22 protein-coding genes are annotated in these 23,766 nt (G+C 38.8%); 15 read left to right on the top strand and 7 right to left on the bottom strand.

What is annotated here, in order from left to right; all coding sequences use genetic code 11:
• Positions 1-9 precede the first annotated feature (9 nt).
• From TEL01S_RS05370 to TEL01S_RS05360, 3 genes are read right to left on the bottom strand one after another with little or no spacing between them, the layout of a single operon-like run.
• Positions 10-1,722, bottom strand: coding sequence for a sigma-54 interaction domain-containing protein (locus tag TEL01S_RS05370; RefSeq protein WP_051366175.1), 1,713 nt, complete (start codon positions 1,720-1,722; stop codon positions 10-12).
• A complete protein-coding gene (gene rsmA, locus TEL01S_RS05365) occupies positions 1,676-2,422 on the bottom strand; it encodes a 16S rRNA (adenine(1518)-N(6)/adenine(1519)-N(6))-dimethyltransferase RsmA (RefSeq protein WP_012003110.1) in 747 nt (248 codons plus the stop codon). Before rsmA ends, TEL01S_RS05370 begins: the two co-directional genes overlap by 47 nt.
• Entirely contained in the window at positions 2,419-2,826 is a 408-nt protein-coding gene (locus TEL01S_RS05360) for a MaoC family dehydratase (protein WP_012003109.1), read from the bottom strand. Before TEL01S_RS05360 ends, rsmA begins: the two co-directional genes overlap by 4 nt.
• Before the next feature lie 157 nt (positions 2,827-2,983).
• On the opposite strand from TEL01S_RS05360, the gene TEL01S_RS11020 reads away from it, so the two are divergent.
• Genes TEL01S_RS11020 through TEL01S_RS05290 form a run of 15 tightly spaced genes read left to right on the top strand, consistent with a single transcriptional unit; the run spans position 2,984 to position 19,678 of the window.
• Positions 2,984-3,148 carry a hypothetical protein gene (locus tag TEL01S_RS11020; protein WP_154654495.1) on the top strand — a complete coding sequence of 55 codons (165 nt, stop codon included), beginning with the start codon at positions 2,984-2,986 and terminating at the stop codon, positions 3,146-3,148.
• Positions 3,099-3,842, top strand: a complete 744-nt coding sequence (locus tag TEL01S_RS05355; protein ID WP_012003108.1) for an ATP-binding cassette domain-containing protein — start codon at positions 3,099-3,101, stop codon at positions 3,840-3,842. The genes TEL01S_RS11020 and TEL01S_RS05355 overlap by 50 nt, the downstream gene beginning before the upstream one ends.
• Positions 3,843-3,846: 4 nt before the next feature.
• Positions 3,847-4,809 (top strand): 1-phosphofructokinase family hexose kinase, encoded by a 963-nt coding sequence (locus TEL01S_RS05350; protein WP_012003107.1) that lies wholly within the window; start codon positions 3,847-3,849, stop codon positions 4,807-4,809.
• Between the two features lie 9 nt (positions 4,810-4,818).
• Entirely contained in the window at positions 4,819-5,265 is a 447-nt protein-coding gene (locus tag TEL01S_RS05345) for a CBS domain-containing protein (RefSeq protein ID WP_012003106.1), read from the top strand.
• Position 5,266: 1 nt separating this feature from the next.
• Positions 5,267-6,568 (top strand): tRNA (N(6)-L-threonylcarbamoyladenosine(37)-C(2))-methylthiotransferase MtaB, encoded by a 1,302-nt coding sequence (gene mtaB, locus TEL01S_RS05340; protein ID WP_012003105.1) that lies wholly within the window; start codon positions 5,267-5,269, stop codon positions 6,566-6,568.
• Positions 6,540-7,376, top strand: a complete 837-nt coding sequence (locus TEL01S_RS05335) for an aminotransferase class IV (protein WP_012003104.1) — start codon at positions 6,540-6,542, stop codon at positions 7,374-7,376. The genes mtaB and TEL01S_RS05335 overlap by 29 nt, the downstream gene beginning before the upstream one ends.
• Positions 7,373-7,663, top strand: coding sequence for a DUF721 domain-containing protein (locus TEL01S_RS05330; RefSeq protein WP_012003103.1), 291 nt, complete (start codon positions 7,373-7,375; stop codon positions 7,661-7,663). Before TEL01S_RS05335 ends, TEL01S_RS05330 begins: the two co-directional genes overlap by 4 nt.
• Positions 7,660-9,552, top strand: coding sequence for a DNA topoisomerase (ATP-hydrolyzing) subunit B (gene gyrB / locus TEL01S_RS05325; RefSeq protein WP_012003102.1), 1,893 nt, complete (start codon positions 7,660-7,662; stop codon positions 9,550-9,552). Before TEL01S_RS05330 ends, gyrB begins: the two co-directional genes overlap by 4 nt.
• Positions 9,545-10,051 carry a DUF4894 domain-containing protein gene (locus TEL01S_RS05320; RefSeq protein WP_012003101.1) on the top strand — a complete coding sequence of 169 codons (507 nt, stop codon included), beginning with the start codon at positions 9,545-9,547 and terminating at the stop codon, positions 10,049-10,051. Before gyrB ends, TEL01S_RS05320 begins: the two co-directional genes overlap by 8 nt.
• The gene (gene ftsA, locus TEL01S_RS05315) at positions 10,038-11,309 is read left to right on the top strand and encodes a cell division protein FtsA (RefSeq protein WP_012003100.1); all 1,272 of its coding nucleotides are present in this window, start codon (positions 10,038-10,040) and stop codon (positions 11,307-11,309) included. The genes TEL01S_RS05320 and ftsA overlap by 14 nt, the downstream gene beginning before the upstream one ends.
• Positions 11,310-11,330: 21 nt before the next feature.
• Positions 11,331-12,395 carry a cell division protein FtsZ gene (ftsZ, locus tag TEL01S_RS05310; RefSeq protein ID WP_012003099.1) on the top strand — a complete coding sequence of 355 codons (1,065 nt, stop codon included), beginning with the start codon at positions 11,331-11,333 and terminating at the stop codon, positions 12,393-12,395.
• Complete coding sequence (locus tag TEL01S_RS05305; protein ID WP_012003098.1) at positions 12,382-14,073, top strand: GspE/PulE family protein; 1,692 nt, start codon at positions 12,382-12,384, stop codon at positions 14,071-14,073. Before ftsZ ends, TEL01S_RS05305 begins: the two co-directional genes overlap by 14 nt.
• Positions 14,070-15,275 (top strand): hypothetical protein, encoded by a 1,206-nt coding sequence (locus TEL01S_RS05300; protein ID WP_028843204.1) that lies wholly within the window; start codon positions 14,070-14,072, stop codon positions 15,273-15,275. Before TEL01S_RS05305 ends, TEL01S_RS05300 begins: the two co-directional genes overlap by 4 nt.
• A gap of 21 nt (positions 15,276-15,296) precedes the next feature.
• Positions 15,297-17,609: an endonuclease MutS2 gene (locus TEL01S_RS05295; RefSeq protein ID WP_012003096.1), complete on the top strand. Its 2,313-nt coding sequence runs from the start codon at positions 15,297-15,299 to the stop codon at positions 17,607-17,609.
• Positions 17,610-17,611: 2 nt separating this feature from the next.
• Complete coding sequence (locus tag TEL01S_RS05290; protein ID WP_012003095.1) at positions 17,612-19,678, top strand: cell division protein FtsA; 2,067 nt, start codon at positions 17,612-17,614, stop codon at positions 19,676-19,678.
• Here TEL01S_RS05290 and TEL01S_RS05285 read toward each other — a convergent pair.
• The 4 genes from TEL01S_RS05285 to TEL01S_RS05270 are packed head-to-tail and all read right to left on the bottom strand — an operon-like array spanning position 19,650 to position 23,736.
• A complete protein-coding gene (locus tag TEL01S_RS05285; protein WP_012003094.1) occupies positions 19,650-20,207 on the bottom strand; it encodes a hypothetical protein in 558 nt (185 codons plus the stop codon). The two genes, TEL01S_RS05290 and TEL01S_RS05285, sit on opposite strands and share 29 nt — an antisense overlap.
• Positions 20,208-20,216: 9 nt before the next feature.
• Entirely contained in the window at positions 20,217-21,170 is a 954-nt protein-coding gene (locus TEL01S_RS05280) for an ABC transporter permease (RefSeq protein WP_012003093.1), read from the bottom strand.
• Positions 21,167-22,207: an ABC transporter permease gene (locus TEL01S_RS05275; RefSeq protein ID WP_012003092.1), complete on the bottom strand. Its 1,041-nt coding sequence runs from the start codon at positions 22,205-22,207 to the stop codon at positions 21,167-21,169. The genes TEL01S_RS05280 and TEL01S_RS05275 overlap by 4 nt, the downstream gene beginning before the upstream one ends.
• Positions 22,208-22,212: 5 nt before the next feature.
• Positions 22,213-23,736 (bottom strand): ABC transporter ATP-binding protein, encoded by a 1,524-nt coding sequence (locus tag TEL01S_RS05270; RefSeq protein ID WP_012003091.1) that lies wholly within the window; start codon positions 23,734-23,736, stop codon positions 22,213-22,215.
• Between the last annotated feature and the right edge of the window lie 30 nt (positions 23,737-23,766).

The raw sequence follows: 23,766 nt of genomic DNA, 5'->3' as shown, positions 1-23,766 counted from the left end.
ATACTATATTTATGTGCGCCTTCCTTCTCTCTTTATTCCAAGCATTTTCATTCTGTAATAAAGCGTCCTGATGCTGATTTTCAGGTTTTCGGCAGTTTTTTGAACATTCCACGAATTCTCTTCAAGTGCCTTGAGTATCACTCCTTTCTCGTATTCCAAAAGCAATTGTTTATGACTCCCGGCCTTTGTGATTGACGAAATGTGGCGAATTTCCTCAAGAGGTGGAATATGATGCAATTTTATAATCCTTTCGTCAGCCTCCATATTTATCATAGCCCTGCCCATTATATTCTCAAGCTCTCTAACATTTCCCGGCCAATCGTAATGTATCAACTTACGAAGTGCATCCGATGAAATACCTTCGACAAGTCTTCCATATTGTTGATTCAATTTTTTTATTATGTGCTGTGCGAGATATGGTATATCTTCTTTTCTTTCTCTCAAAGGCGGTAAAAAGATGGGAAAAACATTTAGTCGAAAATACAAATCTGGCAGAAAAGATCCTTCCTGAACCATCTTTTCCAAATTCATGTTTGTTGCAGCTATTATCCTTGCATCTATCCTCACAGGTTTTGTTCCACCAACCGGAACAATTTCTTTGCTCTCCAGGAATCTCAACAATTTTGATTGAAGAAGAAGAGGCATTTTGCCAATTTCATCAAAAAAAATCGTGCCACGGTGAGCTTCTTCCAGCAAGCCTTTTTTTCCTTCCTTTTTTGCGCCAGTGAAAGCTCCGGAGGTATAGCCAAAAAGCTCTGATTCGAGTATTGATTCAGGAATTGCAGCACAATTAACACTTACAAAAGGTTTATCACGCCTATCGCTTGCATTGTGAATAGCATGAGCAAATAACTCTTTTCCAGTTCCGCTTTCTCCTCTGAGAAGTACTGTGGCAGGAGTTGATGCAACTTTAATAGCTTGCGTAACAGCTATCTTCATTTTTGAGCTTTCAGCTATTATGTCTTCAAAAGAGTACTTTGCACCCATTCTGCGTATCAATCTTTTTACTTCATCAAGTTCCTTAGTCAATTTTGCTATTTCTGATACATCATGAATTACACCCACGCTTCCTTTGAATTCTCCTCTGACAAATAATGGAGTTACATCAACGATAACTTCTCGCTTTCCGGGACCCACAAGCAGTCTTGCACCATAAATAGGTTGCCGTGTCTGTGCTACGCGCAAATGCATGCTTTCACCCTGAGCTATATCAACCGTGGCGAGTTTGCCTATGACATCTTGAGCAGAAAAACCAGTGATTTTAGTATATGCCTTATTTACCATAACAATTCTTCCATTTTCATCTGCTACGGATATAGCGTCGCTTGTTGATTCAATTATCGTTTTCAGAAGAACTTCAATTTCCCGCAAATTTGTTACTTCCTCTGCCATCTTTTGAACACTCGTTATATCACGGAAGATTGCCACTGCGCCTATGATTGCTCCAGTTTTGTCTCTTATGGGAATCCTTGTCGTAATTATCTTCGTGTTGCCAAGTTGTTGGATTCTATTCACCTCCGGCACACCTGTTTTCAGAACAATATGTAAGCGTGTGTTTGGTATCGCATCTGTCACGGATTTATTAATCACCTGAGAAACAGGTATGCCAAGCATGAGTGATGCCTGTTTATTCATAAATGTTATCTTGGAGTCTTTGTCTATCAGTATTACACCTTCAATTATTGAATCCAGAACTGTTTGAAACAACTCCGCTCTGTCCATTCTGGCCCTCCTCAAAAAAAAGACGCAAAAATTCATCAGCCGGGAGTTCACGCACTCTTTTTTTGATAGCCGAGTGGATCATATTATGTACCATTTTGTTTGGAGATACAAAAATCTTTCGAAGAAATAGAATATACTCATCAATCTTAATTGACACATGATTTCTGCACATTGAGAGTATTGCAGAATCCACTTTCGGAGCTGGTGAAAAACACGATTTTGGTAAATTGCTGACTTTTTGCACATCATAGAAGCTTTGTGCAAGTACAGTTATGAAGCTGTATCTCTTTTCACCGGGTTCAGCAACAAGCTTTTCAGCAAATTCTTTTTGAACAATCAGTACAACTTTCTGAAAACCGAGCTCGATTAATTTTATAATTATTTTTGAAGATATTTGATAAGGTATGCTACCTATACATAAATTGATATTCTCTATTTCTTCCGGCGTTGACTGCAAAAAATCTTTCACATACACTTTTAAACCAGGACTGGCGAATTTCTGACAAAGCTGTTTTGCAAGTTTCTGGTCTATCTCGTATGCCAGGACCTGAAACCCAGCTTGCAGTAGAAAACCTGTTATAAAACCTTTCCCGGCTCCTATCTCAACTACTCGTCTATTCGAAACATCGTGAGAGATCAATTCAACTAACTTAATGGCCGTGGACTTATCATTCAAAAAATGCTGTCCATAAGGCCTCATTGTTCAAACAATACCTCTGCTTGAGCCTCTATCACAGTTGTACCATCTTTCTTAATCACAGGTGTATCTAACAAAAGTCTATGTTTCTCGGGAATTACTTGATTAACTTTCACATGTATTTCTATTTCTTCATCTATATAGACAGGCGATTTATATTTGATTTGCTGCTTTACAAGAATTGTACCCGGCCCGGGAAAATCCATTCCGAGCACCTTAGATATTAATGAAGCAACAAGCATACCATGACAAATTCTTTTCTTAAAACGAGTGGTTTGTGCGTAATTTTCATCCAGATGAACTGGATTCCTGTCGCCGATTAATTCTGCATAACTTCTGACCATCTCATCTGTGATGACAAATTTTTCAACATGACTCTGGCCTGGATAAAAATCTGTGAATTTCATAACAACACCTCCTAAGCTTTTAATATACACTATACTTTGAAATTCGTAGAAACCAGATGTTAAGATCACCTACTCTTTTTTCTGTAATATTTGCTACAACTTTGAGTAATTCAATAACCGTAAAATAATAATTGATAAGTATACAAGGGGTGAAAAGATGAAGAAAAACCCGAAAAACCCAAAAACAGTATCACAAATTGAACTCCTTCGTATGCTGAAAGATGGTGAAGAAGGTGCGAAAGAGGAACTGCGAAGGAGGATGACTCTTTCTGATGGAGAAACCAATCAAGCAAGAACAGCAGAAAGTAAACAGCGATCGTAGTTCTGTGGAGTTTATTAATTTTTCCTTGTCTATCGATGGAATAGATGTGCTGAGGAATATCGATCTGGTAATGAAATCAGGTGAGTTGGCTATTGTCTACGGCCCTCGAGGGGCTGGTAAATCCGCGCTTTTAAGATCCCTCCTCAGATTGAACAGAGAAATATATGATAATGTAGAACGATCGGGTGAATTAAAAGTAAACGGAAAGCCAGTTAATGCTTATGACAAAAAGACATTGAGGCGACTCGTAACCTATGTAGAGCCTTCTTTTGTTGAAGCCCTTGATCATCTCAGATTCGGTGAATTTATCAATTTAGTTCTGGCGGAAAAGCAAGTTTCACTGGACGAACTATCTACTGAACTTGACAGGCTTGGAATATTAAGATTGCTGAAACGGGAAATGCGAACCCCTCTCAGGGAATTCTACACTATGGAAAAAATAATGGTCCTTCTATTTGCGGCAATAGTCAGAAAATCTTCAATAATTGTTTTAGATTGTATTCTTGACCACGTCGATGATGATGCCATAGTCCCGGTTGTTAGGGAACTTTCTTCAATAAAAGAAGATAGAGTCGTAATACTCAGTACAAGGCATCAAAGCCGTTTCCTCCCAATGGCAGATTTGTTTGTAGCAATAAAAGATGGTAGAATTGAATACAAAGGGGCTCCAAGAGAATTAGTACTGAAGAGGTGAAAATTTGAAAGTTATAACAGTCACTTTCAATCCTGCCTTAGACAGAGAGTTTATAATCGAGGATTTTCAAGTGAATAAATTACACAGAATTTTACACCGTGAAGATATGCAAATGTCTCCAGGCGGAAAAGGAATAAATGTTTCTATTGCACTTGCAAAGCTCAGAGTGCAATCGGTTGCAATAGGTGTTCTTGGAGGTTATATTGGAAGAGTGCTTCTGACCGAATTAAGCAAACTAAGTCCGTTGATAAGCACGAGTTTCGTGCACATTGATCATGAAACCCGGGAAAACATAGCTATTTTGGATCCTAAGGATCATACAATTACAGAAATCAACTCCCCCGGGCCAACCGTTGAAAAAAGAACTGTCGATTTTCTTGTAAAAAGATACCAGATGCTTCTTTCAAGAGCAGAGGCAGTTGTTCTGTCAGGTAGCCTCCCGCCAAATCTTGGTGGAGAAATTTACGGGATGTTGGCAAAGATGGCTAAGGAAAAAGGGAAACAGGTCTTCATGGAAATAACCGACGACTACATTAGATCTGCTTTCGATATTCAAGTTCCGAATGTAATAAAACCGGATGTGAGACAAAAAGCAGTTGTTCTTGGAAAAAAACTAATCTCTCTTGAGGATTATGTTGACACTGCTTCTGAGCTTGTCGATATGGGAGCCGAAATGGCAATAATCTCATACCAAATTAAAAGTGATATTGTAGCAACAAGTGATGGAGTATGGATTATTTCAACCCCATTAGAGATAGAAATATCGAATCTCCTTGGCGCTGGAGATGCTTATATAGCCGCCATGGTTTATAAGAGGCTAACCTGTCCAAATTGCGATCACTTAGAAGTAGCGAAATTTGGCTACGCAGCTGCTTTAGCAAAAACCAAAAAACTGCCGAAAGAAATGCCAGAATATAACGAAATCAACGAATGTTTGAATAACTGCGAAATTAAGAGACTCAGGTAGGTGATCGCTGTGCGTGTATTTGATGTGATGACCCGCGATGTAACAGCTGTAACCAAAGATGAAAGTGTTGAGAACGTATTACGCATAATGTCGAGTCAATTACTCTCTGGAATACCTGTAGTTTCTGAGGATATGAGAGTTATTGGGTTTATAAGTGAAAGCGATATAATTAGAGCGACGGTGCCAAGTTATTTTTCTCTTCTTCAATCAGCTTCTTTCATACCTGACATGAACCAATTTCTCAGAAATGCCAAACTTGTAAAAGATAAGCCTGTTTTTGAATACATGTCTTCTCCACCGATAGTTGTGAATGAGCATGCTAATTTGATACATGTTGCAGACATTATGATCAGGCATAACATAAAAGTCATACCTGTGGTTGATGATCTTGGCAGATTGGTCGGTATGATCGGCCGCACTAATATTTTAAAAGCAGCAATGGAAGGGGCTCTGTAAAATGAAAAGAGCTTATGTTACTTTCCTTGGCTGTAAAGTCAATCAGTATGAATCTGAGTATATGATTGAACAACTTGAGCAGCACGGGTTTGTAATGTCACCAAATTTTTCGGAAGCTGATCTTTGTGTGCTAAATACCTGTGCCGTCACTTCTGAGGCTGCAAGAAAATCGAGACAATTGATTAGAAAATTAAGAAGATCAAATCCGGATGCTGTAATAGTAGCAACAGGATGCTATGCTCACATAGATGCGCAAAGTCTCATTGATATCGGAGCAAATATAATCATTGGAAACAATGAAAAACGCAATTTAGTTAATTACATAGCGAGGTACTTTGAAAATTCTTCGAATTTTGTAGATGTGAGCGAACCAGATCAGGAAGTTTTGGAAAAAGTTAAAAGCTTTCTCTCAGATAGAACCAGGGCGTATATAAAACTTGAGGATGGTTGCAATGAATTTTGCAGTTACTGTATAGTCCCCAAAACACGAGGAAAGCAAATAAGAAGTAAGCCTGTTGAAGTTGTAATTAAAGAAATGAACGATCTTTTGAATAATGGGTACAAAGAAATTGTACTTACAGGCGTGAATCTGGGAAAATATGGTCGGGACATAGGAACATCTTTAAGCATGTTATTAAGGACTCTGCTAAATCAGATTCATGATGATTCGAGAATTCGGCTTAGCTCAATAAATGTTCAAGATTTATCAGACGAATTGATATCGCTATTTGCCTTGAGTAACAAATTATGCCCTCACCTTCATATACCTCTGCAAAGCGGTTCAAATAGAATTCTGCAGAAGATGAACAGAAAATATACTGTTGAAGAAGCTCTCGACATCTTTGAAAAGCTGAAATCAATTAATCAGTATTTTTCTTTTACAACAGACGTAATCGTTGGTTTCCCCGGAGAAACAATTGGCGATTTTTTGCAAACGCAAGAATTAATCAAGGAAATCGGCTTTGTGAAGGTGCACATTTTTAAATATTCATCCAGACCCGGGACAGTAGCAAGTAAACTTGGTTACCATATATCAAATGATGAAAAAGAGAGAAGAGCAAAAGAACTTGCAGCTTTGTGTAAAGAGATTTCAGAAAAATATCGAAAGAAAAGTATTGGAAAAATCAGGCATGTTCTTGTTGAGCATAACAGATCGGGTATATGTTCCGGTTACGACGAATATTATGTGCGCCATGAGTTTGCCGATGGCGATATTGGGAATATCGAGAGAGTAATCGTAAAGTGCGTAAGCACTAATGGGGTGGTGTCGGTACTTGCTGATCTGGAAGGGGCGCTGGCTTGAAAAGCATGAAGCGTATATTTCCTTAGAGGAACCATGCCTTTTATACGGAGGTTTGGTTTATGAAACACTGAGAACCTATAATAGGAAACTATTTGCTGGTAAATATCATTTTGACAGACTCAAAGCATCAGCAGGTTGTTTGCATATAAAAATAGATATGGATTATGAAAATTTTCGGAAGATCATCTCTGAAGGTGTTGAGAAGGTAAACTGCGATGTATCTGTAAGAATCATGTTGTTGCCCCGTGGCAATATAAGTGCTTTTGGGTTTGAGACAAAATCTTATGAATTAATCATTTTTCTCGAGAAATTGAACATTTCGAAATTTCCGGAAAAAGTAAAAGTATCGTTGAGCAAAGTTAGAAAGATAGATGATTTAGCCACACCTGCGTATTTAAAAATTGCTGGCAGAACAGATATATTACTGGCAAAAATGGAAAAAGGAGATGCCTACGATGTTATCATGCTTGGAAGTAAGGGACAGGTTTGTGAAGGGACTTTTTCAAATGTGTTTTTAGTGAAGAACAACACTGTTGTTACGCCCAGTCTTGATAGTGGTATTCTGCCCGGGATAACGAGAAAAAATGTGATAGATCTGTGTAAATCGCTGGGAATAACTGTGGAAGAACGATGGGTTGAACCAATAGAGTTATGCGATGCAGACGAGCTTTTCTTGACTCATACGAGTAGAGGCGTTGTGCCTGTTGATGAGTTAAGCAGTTGCAAAACTTACTCAAAATCTGTTGGAAGATTTCTCGTATCGAAATTTGAAGAATACATAGGCTCCATAGAGGAAAACTGGTTATGAAGAAAATAAACGAGATTTTCGATATGCTTTCATTTAAAGACCCACTATTCAAAGAATTGAAGCTCAGATCGTTTTTTCAATATGAATTAAGCAGTTTCTTGGGAGAGGCTTTGGCAAGGCATTGCAAATTCTTACAATTCAAAGAGGGCGTTCTGTATCTGGAATGTGATGATCCAATCTGGCTTACTGAGGCCAATTTTATGAAAAGAAAGATAAAAGATAAAATAAACGAATTGTTTCATCAACAAATGGTTAAAGACATAGTCCTTAGGAGGTGCAAGTTATGACAGATTACAAAGCTGAAAGTATTCGAATATTGAAGGGATTAGAAGCAGTCAGGTTAAGACCCGGTATGTACATTGGTTCCACAGGAAAAAGTGGATTACATCATTTGGTGTATGAAATAGTAGACAACAGCATAGATGAGGTAATGGCTGGTTTTTGCAACACGATCCGTGTAACACTTTTCGAAGACAACACGGTTGAGATCGAGGACAACGGAAGAGGTATACCTGTTGACACGCATCCGGAAACTGGCCGAAGCGCGCTTGAAGTTGTCATGACAACGCTTCACGCAGGTGGTAAGTTCTCAAAAAATATTTATAAGGTCAGTGGGGGTTTACATGGTGTCGGTGCTTCCGTGGTAAATGCTCTATCGGAAATTCTCGAAGTTTGGATCCACAAAGAAGGTAAGATATATTATCAAAAATATTCAAGAGGATTTCCACAATGCGAAGTTACCGTTATTGGCGAAACAGATAAACAGGGTACAATCGTGAGATTTAAACCTGATGATCAGATATTTTCAATCCTCAAATTCGACCCCGATTTAATTGAGAACAAACTTAGAGAATTAGCTTTTCTCAACCCTCAGGTAAAAATAATATTTGAGGACCTGGCAAACGAATATACCGTTACAATGCATTATGAAGGGGGTTTACGTGAATATGCCCGCTACCTTGCGTCTGGAAGAAAACCCATTCATGAAACAATCGAAGTTTCTGGCGAACTGGACGAAATAATCGTCAAAATAGCAATCATGTACACAGATTCTTACGAAGAAGAGAAGATATATTCTTATGCAAACAACATAAGAACTATTGACCATGGTACTCACGTTACCGCTTTTAAAAACACCTTTACAAAGATGCTGAATGAGTATGCAAGATCTCTTGGCATATTGAAGAAAGATGAATCCTTTTCTGGAGAAGATGTGCGGGAAGGATTGATAGCTATTGTAACTGTACTTATGAAAGAGCCAGAATTCGAAGGGCAAACCAAATCAAAACTTGGCAGTGAAAGTGCTGGAATAGCTGTTTCAAGAATACTAAAGGAGAAATTATCGGAATATTTTGAAGTGAATAAGCAGGTTTTAAAGGTGATTCTTGAGAAAGTATTAAAAACTATGAGGGCAAGAGAGGCAGCGCGTAAAGCCAGAGAGTTGGCCAGACGAAAAAATGCCATGGAAAACTTATCTTTACCAGGCAAACTTGCAGATTGCGTTTCATCAAATGTCGAAAATTCGGAATTATTCATAGTAGAGGGAGATTCCGCTGGTGGTTCAGCAAAACAGGCTCGAGATAGAGAATATCAGGCCATACTTCCATTAAGGGGTAAAATCCTGAATGTTGAGAAATCCTCAATGCAAAAATTGCTTGCAAACGAGCAGATTAAAGATATTATTGTTGCAGTTGGGACTGGTATTGGTGATAGTTTTGATTCTTCAAAACTACGGTACGGGAAAATAATTATTATGACAGATGCAGACATTGATGGTGCGCATATAAGAACACTGTTACTCACATTCTTTTTCAGGTATATGAAACCTCTAATAGAGGACGGAAGAATATACATAGCTGTTCCACCATTGTATAAAGTATCTTTTTCTTCGAATTCCGTGTATGTTTACACAGAAGAGGATTTCCAGGCTTTGAGACGCGAGCTTGGTGAAGAAAGAAAGCTGGAAGTTCAAAGATACAAAGGATTAGGGGAAATGAATCCTGAACAATTGTGGGAAACAACAATGAATCCAGAAACTCGGAAGTTGATACAAGTAAATATTGAAAATGCCGAAGAAGCAGATGCATTGTTTGAAATATTAATGGGTGAAAGTCCATCAGAGAGGAGACGTTTTATAGAGAGGCACGCATTGAAGGTGACCTATTTGGATGTATAACTCACAAAAAGCAATATATTTTACAGGAGCAATATGTTTTGTCATTACATTTTTCGGATTTTTGAACTTCTTCCCGGACAAGGTTCTGTATCCTGACCGAGGGGAAGATTATTGTATTATATTTTATAAAAATAGATTCTGGTGGATTTCTGAAAAGGGGTTTCTCTTGCATACCGCTTCCATTGATGATATTGTTAAACAAGCATTTATAACAGATGTTAATGTCAATAGCCTGATAGTCGATGCAAATGATGTCAATATAATTCAAAGAATCGAGGATGTCCTGAAAAATCCATACATTGCTGAGATTAAATTAAGTAATAAAAGTGCAATTTTGTTAAAAGGTGTTGTATTATATTTCAATGAATGGGATGATTTGATAAGGCACAGTTCAAAGCTGGAAAAATTGCTCAAAACAATGGAGCCCAGAACAGAGTATTTTCTCTCGTCTTCGGGGCTTGTCTATAAGATCAGAGGTGGTGGCGGTGAGGAAAAGTGAAACATACGTTTCTATCGATATAGGTTCTTATTCAATTAAAGGACTGGTGGTATCGAAAACACCAGAAGGATATGAGCTTGCGGTTCATTCAACAACGCACTCAAGGGGAATTGACAGTGGGGAAATCAAAGATGTGATTGCTTTCAGAGAAAGTTTCAATCAGATGTTGAGTCAAATTGATGAAGTAGTTAATTTAAACCGAGCCAGCGTAATTATCTCAACAAGTTGCGGTAGATTTTCTCTTCACGAGGTAAGCAAAGAAATGAATATTTCTGAAAGCGAAAAGAGAACAATTGACGAAAATGTAATTGACAGTTTGAGGCAATCGATAATTGAAAATTTTGGAGATAGTTATCAGGTTCTGCATATTTATCCTAAAAGATATATGATAGATAGATCAAAAGCAGTTTTCAATCCGCTTGGCATGCTTGCAAATCATTTGCAGATGGATGTAACTACGGTAACCATAGATAAATCAACAAATGCTCTATATGAATTTCTTCAAGATTTAATTCCAGTGGATTTCGATTTTGCATCGTCGCTCATAACAGCTTCAGAAGGTGTTCTGACGGATAATGAAAAAGAAGATGGGGTTTGTGTTGTAAAATTAGGGCATTCCAGTTCAGCAATTGTTATTTTTGGAATGGGAGTGCCTATAAGGTTTGAAACTGTATCCCTTGGCATGAAAAATGTTATAAAAGATATCTCTATAGTTTTTAACACATCTCTGGAAGAAGCCGAAAGGTTGTTAAAAACTCATGGAAATGCTATGTATGGTGACATGGCATTTGATCAACAGGAAGTTGAATTTAGAGGACTCGATGGCAGAACAATTAGAAGCATAAGTAAAAACGACCTTGCAAAGGTGATACATGCACGGCTCAGAGAGATATTAACAAAAGTAAAGCGAGTTTATAAAGAAACAATTATGACGATACCAGAGTTTTCTACCAAAGGGCTGCCAGGCGGTGTGGTTTTGCTTGGCGGGGGAGCAAAGGTGCCAAGGTTACTTGATTTAGCACTGGACGTTTTCAAGAATCCAGTGCGAATAGGAACATACAACACATCAACAAATGTCGTGATAAACAATTCAGAAGAAATACTCGACGATCCTTCTTATGTATCAGCATTTGGCGGCTTTATCTCTTTGATTCAGGAAGAAAAAAACCTTGAGCTTCCGGTTGCCAAGTACCAGAAAAAGGAAGTTGCTCAGGGTTTCTTCAAGCGACTTGTTGAGATATTCAAGAACCTCTGGTAATAAAAAGGGGAGGTAGATTCCATGCCATTTGAACTGGGAAAATCAAAAACAAACGGATCAGATAGATTCACTAAAAAGCGTATCCCTGTAATAAAAGTGATAGGTGTTGGGGGCGCTGGGAATAATGCCATCAATAGAATGGTGGAAATAGGTATAAAAGATGTTTCTTTTATTGCTGTAAACACAGATGTTCAAGTGCTGGAGGAAAACAAAGCGAACATAAAGATACAAATTGGCGAAAAGAGAACTCGCGGGCTTGGAGCAGGAGGTGACCCGCAAGTTGGTGAAGAAGCAGCGGAAGAGAGCAGAGAAGAACTTGAGCAAGCTTTGCAAGATGCTGACATGCTCTTCATTACTGCTGGATTCGGTGGTGGTACAGGAACAGGCGCCACACCAGTCATAGCCGAAATTGCTAAAAGTATGGGAGCGCTCACCGTCGCCGTCATCACAACTCCGTTTTATTTTGAAGGAAAAGAACGCTGGAATGTTGCAGTAGAGGGGTTAAGAAAATTAAGAAAAAACGTAGATACTTTGATCAGGATCTCAAACAACAAACTGCTTGAAGAATTGCCACCTGATGTAACAGTAGTAAATGCGTTCTTGAAAGCTGATGAAACGCTTCATCAGGGTGTGAAGGGTATATCAGAATTGATAACTAAACGGGGTTATATCAATCTCGATTTTGCCGATGTGGAATCAGTTATGAGAAATGCCGGAGCAGCCATGCTTGGTATAGGGCTCGGAAAGGGCGAAAACAGAGCAGTAGAAGCTGCTAAGAGAGCTATGGAAAGCAAGCTTATGGATCGTCCGGTGGAAAATGCAAAGGCGATTATTTTAAATGTTTCAGCACCACGAACTGTACAATTAAGGGAGATGCATGTAGCAGCTGCGATTATTAGAGAAAACTGCAGTGAAGATGCCGATGTAAAATTTGGTTTGATAATCGACGATGAACTTGAAAACGATGAATTGAGAGTAACTCTAATAGCAACAGGTTTTGATGAAGAGGATAGATATCTTTTCCCGGAGAGCGAAATCCCCGCTGTCTATCGACTGGGCTTGGAGGATATGAATGGCATTGGATAAGCCAAGATATAAAAGACTTGGTGAAATATTGGTTGAAAAGGGTTTAATAACCAAAGAAGAGTTAATAAAGGCTTTAGATGAGCAAAGAAAGAATCGAAAAGCCATAGGTGAAATTCTTGTCGAAATGGGTATTATCACCTGGGAAGAAATTACAGAAGCCTTAAGCCAGCAATACAACATTCCAATGCTAAAAGACCCACCTCGTGCAATTCCGGTTGACGTGCTGAGAGGTATACCAAAAGCCATGATTGATGAATTAAGAGCTATTCCTGTTGATAAAAAAGATGACAAAATAGTTGTTGTAACAGATAGCGTGTACAACATATCACGTATTACCAGCGAAATAAAATTTTTGACAGGTAAAGACCCTGTAATCTACCTTATAACTCCCACACTTTTCTCATTAATGTATGAACAGCATGTTAAAGGAGCTCCTATGGCTCTGGCGGAAGAAATACCTGTTGAGCAGTTTGAAATTGTAGAGGAAGAAACGGAAGAGACTTTTGCAGACGTGGAAGCGCCTGTCGTTAGAATGGTCAATGCCATAGTTCAAAAAGCTGTTCAAATGGAAGCGAGCGATATTCATATTGAGCCATTCAGAAATTACGTAAGAGTTCGCTACAGAGTAGATGGTCTTTTGAGAAAAATAACCGATTATTCTAAATCTCAACATGGCGCTGTTGCCACAAGAATAAAAATCATGTCAGGCCTTGATATATCTGAGAAGAGATTGCCCCAAGATGGCAAGTTTTACATGAACATTCAGGGGGACCAGTATGATTTTCGTGTTTCAACGATGCCATCTGTTCATGGCGAAAAAATAGTTATGAGAATATTGAAAGTATCAGGCGCGTACAAACAACTTGAGGAACTTGGCTTCAGCGAATTCAACTATAAACATATATCGAATCTTCTTAAACGTCCAAATGGAATAATTCTTGTAACTGGTCCTACCGGAAGTGGAAAATCTACCACTTTAGTTGCAATGATAAATAAGCTGAAAGATGTTACATTGAATATAATAACCGCTGAAGACCCAGTGGAGTACACAATAGATGGCGTTACTCAATGTCAGGTGAATCCTGAAATTGGGTTGACATTTGCAAGATATTTGAGATCCTTTTTAAGACAGGATCCAGATATTATTATGGTTGGAGAGATGAGAGATAAAGAAACGGCAGGCCTTGCAATCGAGGCTTCTCTTACCGGCCATCTGGTTTTAAGTACTTTGCATACGAACAGCGCTGCCGCAGCAATTGACAGGATGGTTAACATGGGTATTGACAGGCACATGATTGCAACTTCGCTGATAGGTGTGATAAGCCAGCGCCTTGTCAGAAAATTGTGTGAAAACTGCAGAATAAAAACCGAGCTAAGAAAAGAATATACTGAAATGTGGAAAGCAGCCTTTCCTGAAATAGAACCTGTTGAATATGTTGCCGGAAATGGTTGTGCTGAATGCAACGGCACCGGTTACAAAGGTCGTGTAGCAGTAGGAGAGGTATTAATAGTTAATAGAGATGTGAAAGATCTTATAGTCTCAGGTGGTGGCGAAAGGGAGATTTATGATCTGGCACTTCGAATGGGAATGCGCCCCATGTTCATAGATGGATTTGAAAAAGTTTTAAAAGGAATTACTTCTTTTGAAGAAGTCCTTAGGGTGACGACCGGGACATGAAATATTTTTCCAGAGACCCTGACGATTGGAAAAAACAGGAGCAGGAATTTCTCAAGAGAGAAAAGGAAAACACAAAGAAATATCGCAGGCAAGGTTTTTATTTTTTAATATTTAATTTAGTCGTTGTGCTGATTTTCTTTTTTGGTTTGAGATTGTATTATGCTCAACTTCCGTCGGAAGAATCAGATATTAACCAGCTCCTCTTACAGGTAGAAAGCCCCTATAATTCAGGTTTACCACTTGATTTGCAGGTAAGGCTCTACAACAACTATAATAAAGAACGTGAAGTGATTCTCGACGGGTTTACACTGAGTATAAACAAAGGGGATAAAACTGTCTACAGTTTTGTTCAAAAGGACACAGTAAGTGCCAGCCTCGAACCATTCACAAGCCGTTTGCTTTTCGACCTGAAAAGAGAGGTAGAACTTACATCTCTCGAGGCTGGAGAGTACATTGTACACGTAAAAGTTAATGTTAACGGCCAGCAGATTACTGCCCAGAAAACTTTTTTAAGTGTTGAAAAATATCAGGTAGATGTTGATGGACTAATGGATTTCTATTTTCCGGGAGAAATTATGAAGTTATCTGTTTATTTAATCAATAATACTGCACATTTGAGAGATCTGGAAGTAAAATCTTTGAAAGTTACTCTGAAAAAAAACAATGAAATTATCTGGCAAGAAGATTCTTTTGATCAGAAAATGTGGTCAGAAGTGGGTGTAGGTAAAAGTGTCTTGATCGAAGACGATTTGAAATTTCAATTTCAGCAGGAGGGGCGTTATATTCTTTCCATTCAAGCTGAAGTGAATGGCTCACTGACTTCTTTATCGCTTCCAGTAGCCTGCGTTCGCGAATATGATTACGGCAGTAATATAGAAAAGGTAGATTTTTATACTGATGCACCAAAGCAAAATCCATTAGGTGCTAAGATGTCTTTTTCTGTATATCTTCAAAATCCCACAGCAAAAGATATTTTTCTACTTCTGGATAAACTGGAAGTTTTACTGCCACCAAGCGCCCTTGATTTTCAGAAGACCTCTGTTAGAATATGGTTGGACCCTTATGCAAGGTATGAAATTTTTAAATTTCTTCCGAAAAATTCATCGGCGATCACTCAGCCGGGAATATATAAACTAATTGTTCGAATTCATTCGTCAGGAAAAACACGAGAATTCGAAAGCCATATTCAAATATTAGAATAGGGTCATATGGAGGTGTAAGAAATAGAGGTTTATACACTTGAACGACTCGATTTCGACAAAATTGTCTCTATAGTTAAAAAATTCGCGCTGAGCAATTGTGGAAAAAAACTACTTGAAAGCTTCAAACCAGTAGACAATCCTCATGATGAATTAAATGCAGTTGACGAGTTTATAAAAATTGTCAAAAGTGAATATGATATTCTGCCATCAAATCTGACATTGATAGACCAGGATGATATTTTCGAAAAAATAGAAAGCGCGCAAACCCTTGGTTCTGAAGAATTGCTAAAAATGGCTGATTTGCTATCTATTATTGGGGTCGTCAAAAAGAACTTATCTGATCTTGCTGATGATTTTCGAACAAAACAACTGAGTGGTTCTCTCGGTAATTACACAAAGATGGTTGAAGAAATACACAAGTGTATAGATGAAAACGGATGGGTTCGTGATAACGCATCTGAAAAACTAAAAGAAATAAGAGACGAACAGAAAAAAATTACAAAGAAAATTCGCAAAGAAATTGAGAATTTCGTTAACTCTCACAGGAATTTTTTGCAAGAGCCGGTTGCAACCATCAGAGATGGAAGGCATGTCTTTCCTGTTAAAGCTTCATATAAATCTCAAATCAAAGGAATAGTGCATTCTGTTTCCTCTACAGCTGTAACATATTTTGTTGAACCAGAGCAATTTGTTCCATTGAACAATAACATTAGAGAACTTAGAGACCAAGAGCAGGATGAAATCAACAAAATATTAAGGGATCTGACTTTGAGGTTATTTGACAACTGGCGTAAAATCAAATCTGATTTGCAAACTCTTGCATACATAGATTCATTGTACGCAAGAGCTGTGTTTGCTCTTAAATACAATGCACATGTCATCTATCCCTCACAGGAAGGTGTGATCAAGCTCATTTCTGCAAGGCATCCACTTATAGATCCACAAAAAGTTGTTGCTATTGACGTAGAACTCGCAAAAGATAAATGTGGTCTTGTGATTACTGGACCAAATACGGGCGGGAAAACAGTGACACTGAAAACCGTTGGTTTGTTCTGCAGTATGATGATGGCTGGATTTCCTCTGACCTGCGACAAAAACTCAAAATTGCCGGGTTTTTCAAAAATTGTAATAGATGTTGGCGATGAACAGGATATTCAACAGAACCTGAGTACTTTTTCATCTCATATGGCAAATATAGCCAGAGCGCTGAGTATAGCAGATCAAACAACGCTGGTGCTGCTTGACGAGCTTGGGTCAGGAACTGATCCAATGGAGGGCGCGGCATTAGCCCTGGCAATAATGGATAAACTTAAACAATCAGGCTGCAAATTCATCGCAACAACTCATCTGACACCGGTGAAAGTTTATGCTGCCAATGATGATAACTTTGTCAGTGCTTCAGTTGAATTTGATCCAGAAACACTGAAACCAACATACCGCGTTCTGATGGGAGTTCCAGGTGCCTCGCATGCATTTGAGATTGCGAGAAAGCTGGGAGTTGATGAAACTATTCTTGAAAACGCCCGCCGTTTGATGGGCGAAGATTACATGAATATTGAGAAAGCTATCGAAAAATATCAAAAGCAAAGTATTATTCTCCAGGAGAAAATCAGAGCTCTTGAGGAAGAACAGGAAGAACTCAAGAAAATTAAAGAAGAATACAAGAAAAAATATGAAAGGCTCAAAAAAGGAAGAGTTGAAGAACTTGACGAAGAATTGAAAAATATGTACAACTATATAAAGGAAATGAAAAAGCAAATTGACGAGGCAATAAGTAATGTGAGAAAGCGCGATAGAGATCTTGAAGCACTCAGGAATGCGTCAAAAATCTTTGAAAGGCAGTCAAGAACAATCAGAAAAATGGAAATGCTTGGGGAAACAGCTCTCTCAGAAAATATAACAACAGGAGATACTGTTCAATTGAAAAATGGAGGAGCTATTGGTAAAGTTGTTGGAATGAGAGGCGAAAAGTTCGTAGTTGATTTTTCTGGCATAAAAATTGAGGCATATTCATCGTCACTTGTTAAAATACCTCCTGAAAAACTCAAAGATTCATCAAATCCCCATCCTGTTTTTTCTTATTACAACCCCCTGAGCAAACCAGAAATAGATGTAAGAGGTCTGACTGTTGAAGAAGCAGAACCTCTGGTAGAGGATTTCATAGACAAGCTGGTTCTATCTGAATTTAAGGTAGGGTACGTGATTCATGGAAAAGGGACAGGGAGATTAGCAGTAGGAATATGGGAAGTGCTCAGGCGAGATGGAAGGGTTAAGAAGTACAGATTCGGTACCCCGAGCGAAGGCGGTACTGGAGTAACTGTTGTGGAGGTGTAAGGTTGATATTTGCCCTGGATGTTGGAACCAGGAAAGTAGCCGGGCTAATAGGATATTTTCAAGACGATATTTTGAATGTTGTTGATTTTGATGTGGTAGAACATTCGACCCGAAGCATGCTTGATGGTCAAATACATGACATAAAAAATGTTGCAAAAACTATAGAAATTGTCAGAGATCGTTTAGAGAGAAGGAATGAAATTGAACTCAAAGAAGTCGCGGTTGCAGTTGCGGGAAGATTTTTAAAAACAGTAGTTGTTGAAAATGAAATAGAAATTCCAAACAAAACAATAGACGAAGAAATTATCAGACAACTTGAATCTGGTGCAGTAGCAAAAGCTCCAGTAAGCGACGAAACCGGAACAGAACTCCATTGCGTAGGATATTCTGTAATGGAATATCGTCTTGATGATTTTTGGATAAAAAACCCGGCTGGGCATAAAGGAAGGAAGCTTTATGTTCGGGCAGTTGTAGCACTTCTACCTGTTCAGGTTGTAGATGCCATGATATCAGCTTTACACAAGGCAGGATTGAAACCTTCATTTTTGACCTTAGAACCCATGGCAGCATTGCAGATATCTGTCCCGGAAGATATCAGACTCCTCAACATAGCCCTGATAGACGTTGGTGCTGGAACAAGTGATATAGCTATTTCTAAAGCGGGCACAATTGTTGGATACGATATGGTGCCCATGGCAGGAGATGAGATAACGGAAGCCATCGCTCAACATTATTTGCTTGACTTCCTTACAACAGAACAGGTTAAACGTAGAATTGATAAGCAGGAAACAATAGAAGCCGTTGATGTAACAGGTAGAAAAATTTCTATCGATAGGTCATCAATTCTCGACGTTGTAAACCCTGTGGTTGAAACGATTTCAAAAAGTATCGCAGAGCGAATTGAAAAATTAAATCTCGGAAAACCAAGCGTGGTATTTCTCGTGGGTGGGGGAGCAAAACTCAGCGTTTTTCGCAAAAAACTATCAGAAGCGTTGAATTTACCTGAGGAGTACATTACATTAAAAACTGTTGAGAATTTAAATTGCGTCAAAAGCACAAAAGATAACTTTATCGGGAGTGAGTACGTAACCTTAGCGGGTATCGCCTACAGCAGTGTCAGCGCTTCAGGAAGTATATATGATGTTGTCAAAATAAACGGTGAGAAAGTCAGACTGCTAAAGCTGGGGCAAACTCAGACAATTTTACAGATATTAACACAGAAAGGATTCAAGCTTTCTGAATTGCTGGGCAAACCTTTACCAGCTCTGGTGTTCGAACTGAATGGCGAAACCAGAGTGATTCCGGGAAAAATTATCGGAGGCAAAAAAATTATCCTGAACGGTTCAGAAGCGGCATTTCACCAGACAGTTAGAAATGGGGATGAAATAGAAATACTTGCTAAACCTGAAGAAGAGGTATATACGCCAAAAATTCTGGACTTTGTCAAGGAAATCAACATAGAAATAAACGGGAAAGATTTTATGAAAATTTATCCCCAAGTCCTCGTCAATGGAAAATTAATGGAAGATCTAAATTATCAAATTCTCGACGGTGACAAAATCGTTGTAAAAGATATAAATATTGATGAAATAAGAAAAATCGTGGAAGAAAAAATAGGCTATGTGAGTTACACTTTAAACAATGAGACGAGATCTGTTAAGAAAATGGTTCTGAATCTCGTTAATTTTGTAGAAAACGATAAAGAGCAACGATATATTTTCGAAGGCCGCAAAGTAAAGATTGACGATATTCTTCATAAGCAAGATAAGATTTTCGAGATAATTTTCAACGGCAAAACAATTAAGTTGAAACCAAAAAACGATGCTGTAAAAGTGAACGGTGAATATACAAGCCGCGATAAAGAATTACAAGACGGCATGCAAATAGAACAGATATACTGGCAACCAATAGTGGCAGATGCTCTGGCTGAAATTCAGCTGAATATTGATGAATTCAAAGATTATAAGATTTTTCTCAATGGAAAGCCAGCATCATTCGTAGACGAATTAAAAGACGGTGATGAAATCAAATTTGAAATTATTAAAAAGGTTCAATCAAACCAACCATGATGCGAATTCTCCCCATGAGGAAGTCACACCCAATAAACAATTGATCTATGAATCCTTTTTCCGGAGGGTTGACGAAAAATTTAACGGATGCATATAGAGAATGAACAAAATCAAATTCATCAATCACAGGATAGAGAAATCCAAAGTCAAAAAGTAAATTTTCCAGACGATATGATCCATAAAAACCTGCCGAAAAGCCAGATTTTATTGTTGTATCTGTGGAAGATTGATCAATCGGATAATTTCCATACTTCAGAGCCACAGATGGTCCTAACTGAAAACCATCTATCCTGTAAAGCGGTATTTTAGCGAGAAATTCGAAATTGTAAAGATTAACAGAAGAACCTTCTATTGTTTTACCTATGTCGAAATTCAGCCCAGCTTCAACTGAATACGAATTATCTACAAGTCCTGTTGATAAATTCCATCCACTCAAATCCCCAAATACCATTCCTCCACCAATTATCCAGGAGGTTGCAAAGAGAAAAGATGGTATAGAAATCATCAAAATTACCAAAATTGTCCTCACAAAAACACCTCACTTTTCATAAGGTACCCCATCTGCTGCTGGAGAACGTGTTCTACCTATAAATCCAGCAATAACTATCAGTGTCACAATGAAAGGAAACATATTAAACAATGGTTTAGTTGAGGAAGCAACATGAAGTAACGGGCTACTTTGAAGCTGATTGGCAAATGCTTCAGAAAAACCAAACAACAAACTTGCCCACATTGCTCCAATAGGATTCCAGTTGCCAAGAATCATAGCGGCAAGTGCTATGAATCCTCTTCCGCCGGTCATTAATTCTCTGAAATTACCTACTTCTCCCACACTTAAAAATGCCCCACCAAGGGCTGCCATAACACCGCTCATAAGCACACCAAAGTACCTTATCAGATAAACATTTACTCCAAGCGTATCAGCCGCTTCGGGATTTTCTCCAACTGCCCTCATTCTCAATCCTAATTTAGTTTTATATATCAAAAACCATGCCAGGGCAACGCAACCAAAAGCCATATATATCATGGGACTGAGCTCTCCGATCGATCGGGCCAGAAAATCATTTTTCATAAACAACGGTATGCGAAGTTCCTGGATTTTACCAACTATATCTGTTTGGCCTGGCCTACCGAAAATTGGTTCCATAAGAAAACCAGTTACGCCTTGAGCCAGAAGTATTAAAGCCGTACCGGAAACGATTTGATTGCCTCTCCATTTAATGCTTGCCCAGGCATGTAGCCAGGCCATACCCAATCCAACAATCACCGCAAATAACACTCCTAGCCAAGCATTACCCGTAAGATAAGTAAAAACCACAGATACAAATGCTCCCATAAGCATAATGCCCTCTAAAGCTATATTAACAACACCTGTTATTTCGCTGAAAACCCCACCAAGCGATGCAAAAATAAATGGCGTTGCAGCTGTCAAAGTAAGTTTATAAAATGCTGGATTAGCAAATATATCAACGAGTGCTTGAAAGATCCTCACTGTGACATCACCTTCTTTTTTCTAATAAGAATCGTTCTGACAATTCTATCAGCAGCTACAAGAAATATAACTATGGCCTGCACAATGAGAATGATGTGCTTGGGTACCCCGACAAACTGCATCTCATTTGATCCTGTTCTTAACGATCCCATAAGAAGTGCTGCAAAGACGATACCAATAGGATTATTTTGCCCAATAAGTGCGATCGAGATACCATCAAATCCCTTCCCACCAGACAGGGTACCAAGAAATCTGTGATGAACCCCCATAACTTCAAGTGTTCCAGCCAAACCAGATAGAGCTCCACTAATTGCCATGGCAAGCACGATATTCCGTGATATGCTTATTCCTCCATACTCGGCAGCATAGATATTGAAACCGGTAGCTTTCAATTCATATCCTTTTGTTGTCTTCTCAAGTACTATATACATAACTATTGCTGCCAAGACAGCCACAATTATTCCAGAAGTCAATTCTGTAGCCTGAACAGTCATAATTGGAGGTAATTTGGCTGAGTTGGCTATTTCCGGGCTTTTGGGTGTTCCCAGTCCAACACCCATCGGTACAGTGACAACATAAGTTGACAAATATTCAGCTATCCAATTTAGCATGATTGTCGTCACAACCTCATGAGCGCCTGTCTTTGCTTTCAAAATGCCAGCTATTGCAGCATATCCTGCTCCTGCAAGCATACCAACTATCATTGTCAATGGAATTGCAAAGACTGCCGGCATCCAGCTTATATTTATTGCAAATGCTGTTGCTATCATCGCTCCTACAATCATTTGACCTTCCGCTCCTATGTTGAACAAGCCTGCCCTGAATCCAAATCCAACTGCCAACCCAGTCAAAATTAACGGAGTAGTTTTAACAATTGTTGAAGCTATTGCCAGTTTTGATCCAAATGCTCCTTTGAAAAGGGCAGCATATGCAGTTATCGGATTTTGACCTATTAACATTATGATGACAGATGATATCAATAGCGCTATTAACACTGAAACCGCTGGTACGATGAAAGCCCAAACTTTACTGTTCAATTTTCTTACCTCCTGATTTCTTCAAATTTGTGTCCTGCCATCATCAATCCAATTTCTTCAATAGTTACTTCTTCGGGACGCACTTCACCCATTATCTGACCAGCGTACATGACCGCTATTCTATCACTGAGGGACATAATTTCATCGAGTTCCATCGAAATAAGCAATATTGCGACTCCTGTATCTCTCAACTCTACAAGCGCTTTGTGGATAAATTCTATCGCACCCACATCCAGTCCGCGTGTTGGTTGTGAAACTACTATAATTTTAGGCTTAGCGCTCATTTCTCTGGCTACTACCAATTTTTGTTGATTCCCACCAGAAAAGTTCATACCGGCCATTTTTATATTGTTTGGTCTGATATCGAATTGCGAGAAAACTCTTCTTGAAAAACTCTGTATTTCTTTAAGGTTCAGAAAATCACTTTTTGCAAAAGGAGGCTTGTAATGTCTGCCAAGTATCATATTGTAATAGGCAGGATATTGAAGTACCAATCCATACCTGTGCCTGTCCTCTGGAATATGAGCCATGCCACTTTCTCTGAGGTCCTTTACTGTTTTTCCTGTAACATCTTCGCCAAGAAGAAAAATTCTCCCTCTTTCTGGTTTTCTCAAACCAGTTAGTGCTTCTACAAGCTCTGTCTGGCCATTCCCCGCCACGCCTGCTATCCCATAAATTTCTCCGCCTCTAACTTCGAAACTAATGCCCTTGACAGCATCAAGTTTTCTGTAATCCTTTACCCAGAGATTTTCGACCCTAAGCACGACATCTGATGGTTTCGCTGGCGGCTTTTGAACAGTGAAAACTATATCCCTACCAACCATCAAACGGGCTATTTCCCTTGCATTTGTTTCGTTTTTGTTTAGAACTCCTGTTACCCGCCCTTGCCTCATTACAGTTATTCTATCGCTTATTTCCATTACTTCATTCAATTTATGTGAAATAAAAACAATGGTTTTCCCATTTTCTCGAAGCCTTCTCAATATATTAAAAAGTTCCTCAGTTTCTTGGGGAGTAAGAACAGCTGTGGGTTCATCAAGTATCAGGATTTCTGCTCCACGGTAAAGTGTCTTGATTATTTCTACCCTCTGTTGCATTCCTACAGGAAGATCTTCTATCTTTGCAGTTGGGTCAACTATCAAACCATAAGAACGTGATAGTTGATCAACTTCCTTTTGCGCTCTCTTTAAGTCGAACAGTATACCACGTGTGGTTTCAGAACCAAGCACCACATTTTCAGCAACTGTTAAATTGTTGACAAGCATAAAATGTTGATGAACCATTCCTATTCCTATTGCTATTGCATCTCGAGGTCCTTTAAAAGAAACTGTTTTCCCGAAGATTTTTATCTGTCCGGAATCTGGCCTCAGTAAACCATACAGCTGGTTCATCAGGGTTGTTTTTCCTGCACCATTCTCCCCGACAATTGCATGAATCTCACCCTTCATTACAGTGAGATTCACATGATCATTGGCAAGAACACCAGGAAATTGCTTGACAATCTCTATCATTTCAACAGCTTTTTCCACAATCTAACCTCCAAAAGCTCAAAGGGGGCA

It is taken from the genome of Pseudothermotoga elfii DSM 9442 = NBRC 107921 (assembly GCF_000504085.1).
Classification (GTDB): domain Bacteria; phylum Thermotogota; class Thermotogae; order Thermotogales; family DSM-5069; genus Pseudothermotoga_B; species Pseudothermotoga_B elfii.
Note: the sequence above shows the minus strand (reverse complement) of the source record. Positions and strands in the feature narration are given on the sequence as shown.